This is a genomic window from Amycolatopsis sp. NBC_01307 (genome assembly GCF_035975215.1).
In the GTDB taxonomy this organism is placed as follows: Bacteria; Actinomycetota; Actinomycetes; order Mycobacteriales; family Pseudonocardiaceae; genus Amycolatopsis.
Genome location: NZ_CP108403.1, coordinates 2,866,537 through 2,880,355, shown reverse-complemented (window position 1 = coordinate 2,880,355; position 13,819 = coordinate 2,866,537). Strand labels below are relative to the sequence as shown.

The following is a 13,819-nucleotide window of genomic DNA, read 5'->3' as shown; positions in this document are numbered from 1 at the left end:
CTCTCGGTGTCGTCCGGACGGGTCCGGCGGCGCCGGATCCCGGGGCCGGGTCCGGATTCCGCATCGCGTGAGTCAAACCCACCCCACGCCCGCAAACCCTTAGTCTTTCCGGCCGCCCCCGGCGGCCGGAGCGGCCAACACACGCGCGGGAGTGGCCGACACGCCGACGCCCCGGCCACTCCCGGCGGCGTGTTGGCCGCTCCGGGCACCGAAATCGCCCCTCCGGCGCCGAGTCCGCAGCTCCGGGCGCTGTGTCGGCCGCTCCCCGGCACCGAGCCGGCGACTCCGCGCACCAAGTTGGCCCTCCCGGCACCGAGGTGGCCGCCTTGGGCTGAAAGTCGGCCCTTACCGGCCGCGAGCCGGCCGCACCCGATGCTGTGTCGGCCACTCCGGGCACTGTGTCGGCCACTCCCGGCGGGGAGTCGGCCACCACCGGCACCGAGTTCGCCGCGCCGAGCGGCAAGTCGGCACACCGCGCGCCGCAGCCGACCGTTCCCCGGCGCCGTGTCAGCCGCACCGGGCACCGAAATTCGCCCTTCTGGCGCCGAGTCCACGGCTCCGGGCGCGGACTCGGCCACTCCCGGCGCCGAGTCAGCCGCACCGGGCACCGTGGCGGCCGCTCCCCCGCGTCCCCGGGACCGCGCGCAACAGTAGGTAAATCACGGAAACTCCGCTGTTACGGTCGCCCGGTCCGCGCGCTCCCCGTCCGTGAAAGGTGCTCGACCATGAGCCGAGATCGGCGCCCGATCCTCTTCGTCAGCTCGCCGGACAGCGGACTGATCAACCCCCAGCTGGTGCTCGCCGCCGAGCTGTCGCGGCGGGGCGTTCCCGACCTGTACTTCGCGACGAGCGACAACCGCCGGGACGAGGTGGAGGCGATCGGGACCGTCGCGTTCCGGTCGCTCGGTGCGCCGATCCCCGAGCTGTCCTCGGGTGCCTGGGACGACGAGACCTACGCGGCCGTCACCCAGCAGTCCCGCTGGAAGGCGCACAAGGCGCTGATGCGCCAGACCTTCGACACCCGCTTCCGCAACGCGACCTACCGCGCGCTCGAGGAGATCGTCCGCGAGGTCGAGCCGGCGCTGATGGTGATCGACTCCCTGCTGCACGCGGGCTTCGAGCTGGCCGTCACCTACGGGATCCCGTACGTCGTCAGCGCGCCGTTCTCGCCGAGCAACCTCGTCAACAAGCTCCCGAAGACCTACCCCGCCCCGCACTCCGGGCTGCCGCAGGACATGACGCCCAGGCAGCGCCGGGAGAACAACGCCTTCCGCCGCCGCCGCGGCCGTCTGTTCATCGCGGACTCGCTGCTGCGCAAGCGGGTCGTCGAGTACGTCAAGTCCAACAAGGAGCTGGGCGTGTCGCGGCTGGCTGCGAAGTACACGTCCCGCATCGACCAGGCCCGGCTCGTGTTCAGCTACACCCTGGCCGAGCTCGACTACCCGCTCGAGATCCCGGAGCACTTCCGGATGCTCGGCGCGATCCTGCCGCCGATCCCGGAGCTGCCGGACGAGCAGGACGTCAAGGGCTGGCTCGACCGGCACGAATCCGTGGTGTACATGGGGTTCGGCACAGTCGCCCGGCTGGGCGCGACCGAGGTCGCGAACCTCGTCGAGGTCGTGCGGCGCCTCTACGGCGACCACTCCGTGCTGTGGCGGCTGCCCGCCGCGGCCCACAAGCTCCTGCCCGACGACCTGCCCGCGAACCTGCGGATCGAGAAGTGGCTGCCGTCGCAGCTGGACGTCCTCGCCCACCCGCACGTGCGCGCCCACTTCACCCACGGCGGCGGCAACGGGTTCGTCGAGAGCCTCTACTTCGGCAAGCCGCTGCTGACCCGTCCGCTGTTCGTCGACTGCTACGACCAGGCCGTGCGCGGCCGGGACCTCGGCGTCGGCCTGGTGGTCGACCGGCCCGAGATCGTCGACGTCGACGACACCGTCGCGAAGCTGACCGAAGTGCTGCGGAACCCCGAGTTCACCACCCGGGCCCGGGAAATCGCCCGGCTGCAGCACGAACCCGGCCGCGGCCGCGAAGCCGCCGCCGACCTGCTGCTGTCCCTCGTCGCAGACGAGCCGGCCGCGCAGTCACCCACCCCGTCGGCCCGGCTCGCCCGGTGACCGGCCGGCGCACCCGGAGGTATCGATGATCAAGGCCCAGGGGCTGGCCCGGACGTTCACCGCGCAGGGCCGCACGGTCGAGGCGGTGCGCGGTGTCGACCTGGACGTCGGCGCCGGCGAGATCGTGGCGTTCCTCGGCCCGAACGGCGCCGGGAAGACCACGACCATGCGCATGCTGACGACGTTGATCAAGCCGACGGCCGGCACCGCCACCATCGCCGGCGCCGACCTGCTCACCGAGCCGACGAGCGTGCGCCGCCACATCGGCTACGTCGCCCAGGGCGGCGGCACGGTCGAAGAGCGCAAGGTCAGCGAGGAGCTGGTGCTGCAGGGCCGGTTGTACGGCCTGAACAAGTCCGACGCGCTCGAGCGGGCGCGGGACATCTCGCACCAGCTCGACCTCGACGGCCTGCAGGACCGCCTCACGGTGACGCTCTCGGGCGGCCAGCGACGCCGGCTCGACCTGGCGCTCGGCATGGTCCACAGCCCGACGCTGCTGTTCCTCGACGAGCCGACCACCGGCCTCGACCCGCAGAGCCGCGCCCACCTGTGGAGCCACATCCGGCGGCTGCGCGACGAGCAGGGCGTCACGGTGTTCCTCTCGACGCACTACCTCGACGAGGCCGACGCGCTGGCCGACCGCATCCAGATCATCGACAACGGCGTGATCGTCGCCGAGGACACCCCCGACGCGCTGAAGTCGCGGCTGCTCGGCGACGGCGTCGAGGTCACGGTGCCCGAGGAGCTCGCGGACCACGCCGAGCTGGTCGTCGCCGGCCTGGGCTCGGCGGAACGGCTGCGGCGCGACGGCGCGACCCTGCACTTCCAGGTCGCGCACAGCGAGGAGGTCCTCTCACCGCTGGTCCGGGCGCTGGACCGGGCCGACATCCCGCTGGTCGCGCTGCGCGTCCAGCGGCCGACGCTCGACGACGTGTTCTTCACCCTGACCGGCCGGAGCCTGCGCGAGCCGGCCGCCGCCGGACTCGAACCCGACGGAGTCACCGATGCTGCGTGAAGCGATCCTGATCTACCGCAGCGAACTGGCCGTCACGCTGCGGAACAAGCCGTACCTGATGATGGGCATGATCCAGCCGGTGCTGTACCTGGTGCTGTGCGGGCCGCTGCTGGCGGTGCTGGTGACGCGCGCACCGGGCACCCCGGCGGGCACGTCGTGGGTGGACCTGACCCCGGCGCTGATCGTCCAGATCGCGGCGACCAACGGCATCTACGGCGGCTACATCCTGCTGAGCAACCTCCGCAACGGCACCCTGGACCGGCTGCGCGTCACCCCCGTCAGCCGGACGTCGCTGAGCCTGGGCAAGGCCCTGCCGTCGGTGACGCTGTCGCTGATCCAGAGCGTGATCATCCTGGTACTGGCGGGCGGCGTCTTCGGCGTCTCGCTGAGCATCGTGGGCGTGCTGCTGGTACTGGCGATCGCGGCGCTGACGTCGATGACGATCGCCTGCTGCTCGCACGCGATCGTGCTGAAGCTGAAGAACGAGGACGCGTTCTCGTCGCTGGTGAACATCGCGATCCTGCCGCTGACGCTGCTGTCGGGCATCCTGCTCCCGATCACCCCCGACCGCGCCCCGACGTGGCTGTACGTCCTGTCGCGCTTCAACCCGCTCGCGTACATCGTGGACATCAGCCGCGCCAGCTTCCGCGAAACGCTCCCGCTGGTCCCGACCCTGATGGGCGCGGTGGTCATCATCGCCCTGGCGGCGTTGGCCCTGCGCTGGAACACCCGCACCTTCCAAACCGAAACCGCTTAAGCTCCAACCGAAAGCCGGGCCGGGGACACGTTCCCCGGCCCGGCTTTTGTGTGCCCGCACGCGTGTCGTCGCTCCAATCACGTGTCGTCGCCCCAATCACGCGTGTCGACCCTCTGATCACGCGTGTCGACCCTCCAAGCACACGATGACCGTTCCCGCTCCTTGTGATGGAAGCGCCGACACGCGTGATTGAGGGGTCAACTCGCGTGATTAGGAGGTCGACACGACGAAACCGGGGCCGTCGGCGTTAGCCGGCGGCCCCGTTTCGCGTCTGGTTACGAGAGTTCGGAGTCGATCAGGCGGAACAGCTCGCCGTCGCTGGCGGAGTCCAGGGAATCGAGGAACTCGTCGCCGCCGGCGTCCAGGCGGTCCAGTAGGGAGCGGAGGCGGGTGGTCAGGGTGGTGACGGCTGATGGGGTCAGGGCCGGGTTTTCCGCCAGTTGCTCGAAGCGGGTCAGCTCCGACAGGACGCGCTCCGCGGGGTCGGTCTCCTCCGGGCTCAGGAGGTCGCGCAGGTGCTCGCTCAGGTCGCGGGGGTTGGGGTGGTCGAACAGGACCGTCGCCGGGAGGGTGAGGCCCGTCGCGTAGCTGAGGCGGTTGCGCAGCTCCACCACCGTCAGCGAGTCGAAGCCGATCTCGGTGAAGCCGACGTCCGGGTCGATCGCCTGCGGGGTGTTGTGGCCCAGCACGCTCGCCGCCAGTTCGCGGACCAGGCCCAGCAGCTCCTTCTGCTGCGCCGCGGGCTCGAGGTCGCCCAGCTGCGGCACGAACGACCGCAGGCCCTCTTCGCTGATCTTGGCCGTGCGGCGGACCTTCGGGACCAGCCCGTGCAGCACCGGCGGGACGACGTGGCCGCGCAGGATCGCGAGGTCCAGGGCCACCGGGACGATGGTCGCGGTACCGGCGCGAAGAGCCGCGTCGAACAACGCCAAGCCCTCCTCCGGACGCAGGCGCCGCATGCCGGACTTCTCCAGCCGCTGCGCGTCGACGTCGGCGAGCGTGCCCGCCATGCCGTCCGCCTGGGCCCACGGGCCCCACGCCAGCGACAACGCCGGCCGCCCTTCGTCACGCCGGAGTTCGGCCAGCGCGTCCAGGAACGAGTTGGCCGCCGCGTAGTTGCCCTGTCCGACGCCGCCGAGCAGGCCGCTCGCCGACGAGTACAGGACGAACGCCGAGAGGTCGAGTTCGCGGGTCAGGTCGTGCAGGTTCCAGGCGCCGTCCACCTTGGGACGCAACACCTTCTTCAGCCGCGCCGGGGTCAGCGAGCCGACGACGCCGTCGTCGAGGACGCCGGCCGTGTGCACGATCGCCGTCAGCGGGTGGTCGACGGGCACCGACGCGAGCAGGTCCACGACGTCCTCGCGGTCCGATGTGTCGCACGCGGCGACCCGGACGTCGGCGCCGAGTTCCTTCAGCTCCGCCACCAGTTCCGCGGCCCCGGCGGAGCCGAGACCCCGACGGCCGGCGAGCAGCAGGTGCCGGACGCCGTGGGTGGTGACGAGGTGCCGGGCCAGCAGCCGGCCCAGTCCCCCGGTGCCGCCGGTGACGAGCACCGTGCCGTCGCCGAGGCCGAAGTCCGCGCCCGCGGTGACCGCCCGCACCAGGCGAGCGCGGTGCGGGACGCCGTCGCGCACCGAGATCTGGGTCTCCCCCGACGCCACGACGACGGGCAGTACACCCGCATCCGACGTCCCGAGGTCGGCCAGCAGGAACCGGCCCGGGTTCTCCGACTGCGCGGCCCGGACGAGCCCGTGCACGGCCGCGGCGACCGGGCCGCCGTCACGGGTGACGAACACCGCCTGGACGCCGTCAAGACCATCGGAAGCCAGGAGGAACTGCAGCTGGTCCAGCACGGTCGCGGTCGCGCGGTGCGTGACGGCGGCCAGGTCGTCGCCTTCGGTCGCGACCGGGATGACGAGCATGGCGTCGTCGCTCGCCGCGGCCACCAGGCCGGGCAGGTCGGCGTGCGCCTCGGCGTCCGGGAAGCCCGCGGAGTCGCCGAGCACGAGCCAGCGCGCGGCCCGAGGCGACGGCGTCTCGGGCAACGGCGTCCACTCCAGGTGGAACAGCGAGTCGGAGCCCGATTCCCGCGGCGCGACAGCGGCTTCGCCGAGCACCACCGTCTCCGCCGACGCGACGAGCGCGCCGGTGGCGTCGGTGAGGTCGAGCGCGATCGTGTCCTCGGCCGTCCGCCGGACGTGGACGCGGGCGGCCGCGGCACCGGTGGCGTGCAGTGCGAAGCGCGTCCAGCCGGTCGCCGCGCGGGGCGTCGAATCCAGCAGCGACACGGCCTGCAGCGCCGCGTCGAGCAACGCCGGGTGGAGCCCGAACTTGACGGCGTCGTCCTGCCGCTCCGCGGGCAGCGCGATCTCCGCGAACACCTCGTCCGCGGCCAGCCACGCCGTCCGCAGGCCGCGGAACGCGGCGCCGACGACGTGCCCGCGCTCGGCGAGCCCGTCGTAGAAGTCCGCGAGATCGACCTCGGTCGCGTCCGGCGGCCACGTCGTGTCGACCGCGGGTTCGCCGGCGCCCATCGAGAGCCGGCCGGACGCGGTGCGCGTCCACGACGCCTCGCCGACACCCTCGGGCCGGGTCCAGATGGTCAGGTCCCGGTCCCCCGCGGGGTTCGCGGCGGCGACGACGACCTGGGCGTGCACCCCGCCGACCGGCGGCAGCGTCAACGGCGTCTCGACGGTCAGCTCGGCGACGACGTCGCAGCCGACCTCGTCGCCCGCCCGCACGGCGAGTTCGACGAACCCGGCCTCCGGGAACACGATCGTCCCCTCGACGGTGTGGTCGGCCAGCCACGGCTGCACCTGCGGCGACAGCGCGCCGGTGAACAGGAACCCGCCGGATTCCGGCAGCGCGACCCCGGCGCCGAGCAGCGGGTGCTCGGCGGAGTGCAGGCCGGACAGGCGCAGGTCGCCGCCCGCGCCGTGGAAACCCTCGGGCCAGTACCGATCGGCGGCGAAGGGGTAGGTGGGCAGGTCGACCGGGACACCGCCGCCGAAGAACGCGGCCCAGTCCAGCGGCACGTTGCGGGCGTGCAGGCGGGTCAGCGCGGTGGTCAGCGCGCGGCACTCGTCGCCGTCGGCGCGAACGGCCGCGACGACCTCCCCCGCGTCCTCGGCCAGGCTGTCGGCCGCCATCGCGGCGGCGACGCCGTCCGGGCCGACGTCGAGGAACGTCGTCGCGCCCGCCTCGGCGAGCGTGGTGACGGCGTCCGCGAACCGGACGGCCTCGCGAGCCTGGCGCACCCAGTACTCCGGCAAGTCCAGCTCGGTCGCGAGAGTGCCGGTGACACCCGAGACGACCGGGATCGACGGCGCCGCGAACTCCAGCTCCGCCACGACCTTGCCGAACTCGTCCAGAGCGGGCTCGATCAGCGGCGAGTGGAAGGCGTGGGAGACCGACAGCCGCCGCGTCTTCGCGAAGTGCGCACCCAGCGCGAGCACGGCTTCTTCGGTGCCGGAGACGACGACGGACCGCGGGCCGTTGAGGGCGGCGATGGCGACGTCGCCGGTGAGCAGCGGCCGGACCTCGTCCTCGGTCGCCACGAGCGACAGCATCGCGCCGCCGGGCGGCAGGGCCTGCATGAGCCGGCCGCGCGCGGCGACCATCCGGCACGCGTCGGCCAGGCTCAGCACGCCGGTGACGTGCGCGGCCGCGATCTCGCCGATCGAGTGTCCCGTCACGAAGTCCGCCCGCACGCCCCACGACTCGAGGAGCCGGTAGAGCGCGACCTCGAAGGCGAAGATGGCGGGCTGCGCGTAACCGGTCTCGTCGAGCAGCTCGGTGTGGTCGCCGTGCAGTACGGAGCGCAGCGGGCGGTCGAGTTCGACGTCGAGGTGGGCGAGCACGGCGTCGAGCGCGTCGGCGAACACCGGGTACGCGGCGGCGAGGTCACGGCCCATGCCCGGACGCTGGCTGCCCTGCCCGGCGAACAGGATCGCGAGCTTCCCGCCGGCCGGTCCGGCCGCGGTGGGCGCCCGGGTTCCGCGCGCCAGCACGGTGAGGCCGTCGAGGAGTTCGTCCCGGTCGCCCGCGACGAGACCGGCGCGGTGGTCGAACCGCGCGCGGCCCGCGAGCGCGGCGGCCAGGTCGGCGACGGCGACGTCCGGGTGTTCGGTGACGAACGCGGCCAGGCGCTCGGCCTGCGCCGCGAGCTGGTCGGGTGTGCGAGCCGAGACCACGACAGGCACCGGACCGGCGACCGACGCAGGCATCGATTCCACAGCCGTGGCCTGTTCCAGGATCACGTGTGCGTTGGTGCCGCTGACGCCGAACGAAGACACGCCCGCGCGGCGCGGCCGTCCCGTTTCGGGCCAGTCCTGCTGGTCGCCCAGCAGGGTGACGGCGTCGGGCTGCCAGTCCACTTTGGACGTCGGTGCGTCGAGGTGCAGGGTCTTCGGGAGCACGCCGTGGCGGATGGCCTCGACCATCTTGATCACCCCGGCGACGCCGGCGGCGGACTGCGAGTGGCCGATGTTGGACTTGATCGAGCCGAGCAGCAGCGGCCGTTCGCGGCCGCTGCCGTAGGCGGCGATCAGGGCCTGGGCCTCGATCGGGTCGCCCAGCTGGGTGCCGGTGCCGTGCGCCTCGACGGCGTCGACCTCGGTGCCGGTCAGGCCCGCGTTGGCCAGGGCCTGGCGGATGACGCGCTGCTGCGACGGCCCGTTCGGGGCGGTGAGGCCGTTGGACGCGCCGTCGGAGTTGACCGCGGTCCCGCGCACCACAGCCAAAGGCGTGTGGCCGTTGCGGACGGCGTCGGACAGGCGCTCCAGCAGGAGCAGGCCGGTGCCCTCGGACCAGCCGGTGCCGCCCGCGGCCTCGTCGAACGACCGGCAACGGCCGTCCGCCGCGAGCCCGCCCTGGTAGCTGAACTCGACGAACGCGCTGGGCGTCGCCATCACCGTGACGCCGCCGGCGACGGCCAGGGAGCACTCCCCGGACGCCAGGGCGCGCGCGGCCATGTGCAGCGCGACCAGGGAAGACGAGCACGCGGTGTCGACGGTGACCGACGGGCCTTCGAGGCCGAACAGGTAGGAGATCCGGCCGGACAGGACGCTCGTGGCCGCGCCGGTGAGCAGGTGCCCGGCCAGCTCCGGCGGCGGCGAGTAGCCGTTGCCGGAGCCGCCGACGTAGACGCCGGTGTCGCTGCCGCGCAGGCTGTCCGAGGCGACGCCGGCGCGTTCGAACAGCTCCCAGGCCGTTTCGAGGAGCTGGCGCTGCTGCGGGTCCATGGCCAGGGCTTCGCGGGGTGAGATGCCGAAGAAGCCGGCGTCGAAGTCGGCGACGCCGTCGACGAACCCGCCTTCCTGGACGTAGGACATGCCGCCGCTGAGGCCGAGGAGGTCCCAGCCGCGGTCGACGGGGAACTCGGTGATCGCGTCGGTGCCGTCGGCGACGAGGCGCCACAGGTCCTCGGGCGAGCGGACGCCGCCCGGGTAGCGGCAGCTCATGCCGACGATGACGATCGGGTCGCCGTCGACGATCCCCGACGCCGCCGGGGCGGCCGTGAGGTCGCCGCCGCCGAGCAGCTCGGTCGCCAGCAGGCGCGCGACGGCGTCCGGGCGCGGGTGGTCGAACACGAGCGTGGAGGGCAGCGTGAGGCCGGTCGCGGCGTTGATCCGGTTCCGCAGCTCCACCGAGGTGAGCGAGTCGAAGCCGAGGTCGCGGAACGGCCGGCGGGCCTCGATGGCGGCGCCGCCCGCGTAGCCGAGCAGGCCCGCGACCTGGTCGCGGACGAGGTCGAGCAGCGTGTCTTCGCGTTCACGCTCGGACAGGCCACGCAGCCGGTCCAGCAGCGCCGACGCGGTCGAGACGGCGTCGGCGGACGGGCCTTCCGCCAGTTCGCGCACCTCGGGCAGCTCGTCGAGCAGCGTGCCGGACCGGCGGGAGGTCAGGGCCGGGACGAACCGGTCCCACCGGACGTCGGCGAGCACGACGGCGGTGTCGTCGTGGGCGACGGCTTGGCCCAGGGCAAGCAGCGCCTGGTCAGGGTCGAGGGGCGGCAAACCGCGCGCCCGCAGGAATTCGGCGGTCTCCTCGTCGGCGGCGACGCCGGTACCGGCCCACGCGCTCCAGGCGATCGACGTCGCGGCCAGACCGCGGTCCCGGCGGTGGCGGGCCAGGGCGTCAAGCCCGGTGTCGACGGCGGCGCGGTCGCGCTGGCCTTCGGCGCCCCAGATCGCGGACACCGACGAGAACAGCACGAACGCTTCGAGGTCGTGGTCGGCGAGGACGTCGTCGAGCAGGACGGCGGAGTCGTAGGCACCGGCTTCCGCCATCCCGGCGGTGTGCAGCACGGCGGTCAGGGGCCGATCCTCGGGCACGGTGGCGAGCAGGGCGGTCAGCGCGTCGCGGTTGGCGAGGTCTTCCGGGCCCGCGTGCAGGACGTTGACGTCGGTGAGCCAGCGGGTGACGTGCTCGCCGAACCCTTCGTGGCCGCCGGTGACCAGGACGGTCCCGTGCGGGCGCCACGGTTCGGCCGCTCCCCCGGCCGCGGAGCGGACCAGACGGCGGCCGAACAGGCCGGACGCGCGCACGGCGACCTGGTCCTCGGGCCCGCCGACGGCGGCGCCGAAGCGGGCCGCGGCCCGGGCGTTGAGCGTCTCGGGCAGGTCGATCAGGCCGCCCCAGGCACGCGGGAACTCCAGGGCCAGCACCCGCCCGGCGCCCCAGAGCGCGGCGCGGGCGGGGTTGTGGACCGGCTCGGAGCGGCCGACCGACACCGCGCCGCGGGTGACGCACCACAGCGGCACCACGGCCTCGGCTTCGGCCAGCGCCTCGGTGAGCGCGGCCGTGGTGGTGAAGGACGTCCCGTCGAGGTCGAGCAGCGAGAGGACGCCGGTGTAGTCCTGGCCCGGCAAGGCTTCGCGCAGGACGTCGACGGCGTCGGTCTCGACGCGGACCTGGACGGCGTTCAGCGTGTCGAGGGCTTCCGCGATGTCGGCGGGCAGGTCGGTGGGGACGAGCGCGAGCCACCGGCCCGGCGCGGACGTCTCGGCCGACAACGGCTTCCACGTGATGCGGTAGCGCCAAGCGTCCACAGCGGACTGTTCGCCACGGCGGCGGCGCCACGACGAGAGCGCGGGCAGCACGCGGGTGAGCGCGTCCTCCTCGACGTCGAGGGTGGTGCTGAGCGCGGCGAAGTCGGCGTCGTCGACGGCCGTCCAGAACGCGGCCTCGGCCGGGTCCGCGGCCGCGTCGGCCGACGCCGGCTCGGGCCAGTAGTACTCGTGCTGGAAGGCGTAGGTGGGCAGCGGGACGATGTGCGCGCCGGTGGCCAGCAGCGCCTTCCAGTCCGGGCTGACGCCGCGGACGTGTGCCTCGGCGACCGACGTCAGGAACCGGTCGAGGCCGCCGTTGTCGCGGCGCAGGGTGCCGGTGACGACCGCGCGGGCGTCGGCGGACTCGGCGGTGTCCTGGATCGCGACGGCCAGCACCGGGTGCGAGCTGATCTCGAAGAACACCTGGTACTGCAACGAAAGCAGCTCGCGGACGGCGTCTTCGAAGCGGACGCGCTGCCGCAGGTTCCGGTACCAGTAGGCGGCGTCCATCTTGGTCGTGTCGAGCCAGTCACCGTCGACCGTGGAGAAGAACGGGATGTCCGACTGCCGCGGCGCAAGGCCGGCCAGCGCGGTGTGCAGTTCCTGCTCGATCAGCTCGACGTGCGCGGAGTGCGACGCGTAGTCGACGTCGACGCGGCGGACGCGGATCTCGGCCGCGGTCAGCTCGGCGATCAGCTGGTCCCCCGCCTCCGGGTCCCCGGCGACGACGACGGACGACGGGCTGTTGACCACGGCGATCGACAGCTTGCCTTCGTACGGCGTCAGCCGCGCTTCGACGTCGGTGACCGGCAGGGCCACCGAGATCATGCACCCGGCACCGGCCAGGCGGCGGGCGATGGCCTGGCTGCGCAACGCGACGACGCGGGCGGCGTCGGCCAGGCTCAGCGCACCGGAGACGCAGGCGGCCGCGATCTCGCCCTGGGAGTGGCCGGCGACGGCGTCCGGCCGGATGCCGGCGGACTGCCAGAGCGCGGCCAGGCCGACCATGACGGCGAACGACGCGGGCTGGATGACGTCGACCCGGTCCAGCTTGGGCGCGTCGTCGTCACCGCGCAGGACGGCGGTCAGGGACCAGTCGACGTGCGCGGACAGGGCTGCTTCGCACTCGGCGATCCGGGCCGCGAACACCGGCGACTCGGCCAGGAGCCGCGCGCCCATGCCGGCCCACTGCGCGCCCTGGCCGGGGAAGACGAAGACGATCTGGCCGTCGACGTCGGCGGCGCCGGTGGTGACAGCCGGGTCCGGGGTGCCGGCCGCGAGCGCGGCGAGGCCCGCACGCGGGTCGTCGGCGACGATCACCGCGCGGTGGTCGAGGGCGGCGCGGGACGCGGCCAGCGACCACGCGACGTCGGGCGCGTCGAGGGCGCCGTCGCCGAGGTGCGCGAGCAGGCGCGCGGCCTGGGCCTTCAACGCGGCTTCGGTGCGCCCGGCCAGGACGAACGGGCGGACGCCGGCGGGCGCGGTTTCCCCGGCTGTCGCTTCGGCGGGTTCGGCCTGTTCGAGGATGACGTGGGCGTTGGTGCCGCTGATGCCGAACGACGACACGGCGGCGCGGCGCGCGCGGTCCACCTCGGGCCAGGCGGTGTTCTCGGTGACGACCTCGACGGCACCCGCAGTCCAGTCCACTTGGGACGACGGGCCGTCGAGGTTGACCGACTTCGGCACGACGCCGTGGCGCAGCGCCTGGACCATCTTGATCACGCCCGCGACACCCGCGGCGGCCTGGGTGTGGCCGATGTTCGACTTCACCGAGCCGAGCAGCAGCGGCGTCTCGCGGCCGCGGCCGTAGGTGGCCAGCAGGGCCTGCGCCTCGATCGGGTCGCCCAGGGGCGTGCCGGTGCCGTGGCCTTCGACGACGTCCACATCGGACAGCCCCAGGCCGGCGCCGGTCAGCGCCTGCCGGATGACACGTTGCTGCGACGGGCCGTTGGGGGCGGTGATGCCGTTGGACGCGCCGTCCTGGTTGACCGCGGAGCCGCGGAGCACGGCCAGGACTTCGTGGTCGTTGCGACGCGCGTCCGTCAGACGCTCCAGCATGATCAGGCCGACGCCCTCGGACCAGCCGACGCCGTCCGCGGCGTCCGCGTAGGACTTGCAGCGGCCGTCGCGCGCGAGGCCGCCCTGCGCGGAGAAGTCGACGAACGAGCCCGGCGTCGCCATGATCGTGACGCCGCCGGCGAGGGCCAAGTCGCAGTCGCCCGCGCGCAGCGCCTGCGCGGCCCAGTGCATCGCGACCAGCGACGACGAGCACGCCGTGTCGATCGTGACAGCGGGGCCTTCGAGGCCCAGCGAATACGAGACGCGGCCGGACATGACGCTGCCCGCGGTGCCGACGCCGAGGAAGCCGAGGGCCTCGTCGGGGAACTGCGCACCCTGGCCGTAGTCGTGGTACATCACGCCGGCGAAGACACCGGTTTTGCTGCCGCGCAAAGAAAGCGGGTCGACGCCGGCGCGTTCGATGGCCTCCCACGACGTCTCCAGCAGGAGGCGCTGCTGCGGGTCCATCGCCAGCGCCTCGCGCGGCGAGATGCCGAACAGGCCGGGGTCGAACTTCCCGGCGCCGTCGACGAAACCGCCTTCGCGGACGTAGGAGCGGCCGCGCTCGTCGCCGAACAGCGAGTCCAGGTCCCAGCCGCGGTCCTCGGGGAACCCGGCGATGCCGTCGCCCCCGGACAGGACGAGGTCCCAGAGGTCCTCCGGCGACCGCACCCCACCCGGGTAGCGGCACGCCATCGACACGATCGCGACCGGCTCCTGCTCCGCCGACTCCAGCTCCTCGACCCGCTTGCGCGTCTTGGCGAGGTCGGCGGTGACCCACTTGAGGTATTCGACGAGCTTCTTGTCCTCGGTCATGGCG

Annotated in this window: 4 protein-coding genes; 3 read left to right on the top strand and 1 reads right to left on the bottom strand. The window is 73.3% G+C overall.

All coding sequences use genetic code 11. The features are described 5' to 3' along the window. The first annotated feature begins 725 nt into the window (after positions 1–725). From OG439_RS12395 to OG439_RS12385, 3 genes are read left to right on the top strand one after another with little or no spacing between them, the layout of a single operon-like run. Positions 726–2,117 carry a glycosyltransferase gene (locus OG439_RS12395; RefSeq protein ID WP_326949530.1) on the top strand — a complete coding sequence of 464 codons (1,392 nt, stop codon included), beginning with the start codon at positions 726–728 and terminating at the stop codon, positions 2,115–2,117. Between the two features lie 25 nt (positions 2,118–2,142). After that, entirely contained in the window at positions 2,143–3,132 is a 990-nt protein-coding gene (locus tag OG439_RS12390) for an ATP-binding cassette domain-containing protein (RefSeq protein ID WP_326949529.1), read from the top strand. Continuing rightward, positions 3,122–3,889, top strand: a complete 768-nt coding sequence (locus tag OG439_RS12385) for an ABC transporter permease (protein WP_326949528.1) — start codon at positions 3,122–3,124, stop codon at positions 3,887–3,889. The genes OG439_RS12390 and OG439_RS12385 overlap by 11 nt, the downstream gene beginning before the upstream one ends. A gap of 275 nt (positions 3,890–4,164) precedes the next feature. Here OG439_RS12385 and OG439_RS12380 read toward each other — a convergent pair whose 3' ends face one another. Then, positions 4,165–13,815 carry an SDR family NAD(P)-dependent oxidoreductase gene (locus OG439_RS12380; RefSeq protein WP_326949527.1) on the bottom strand — a complete coding sequence of 3,217 codons (9,651 nt, stop codon included), beginning with the start codon at positions 13,813–13,815 and terminating at the stop codon, positions 4,165–4,167. Between the last annotated feature and the right edge of the window lie 4 nt (positions 13,816–13,819).

Excerpts from the sequence above, each read along its gene's own strand:
- OG439_RS12385 (WP_326949528.1), top strand. The coding sequence starts at position 3,122 with ATGCTGCGTGAAGCGATCCTGATCTACCGCAGCGAACTGGCCGTCACG.
- OG439_RS12380 (WP_326949527.1), bottom strand. The coding sequence starts at position 13,815 with ATGACCGAGGACAAGAAGCTCGTCGAATACCTCAAGTGGGTCACCGCC.
- OG439_RS12395 (WP_326949530.1), top strand. The coding sequence starts at position 726 with ATGAGCCGAGATCGGCGCCCGATCCTCTTCGTCAGCTCGCCGGACAGC.
- OG439_RS12390 (WP_326949529.1), top strand. The coding sequence starts at position 2,143 with ATGATCAAGGCCCAGGGGCTGGCCCGGACGTTCACCGCGCAGGGCCGC.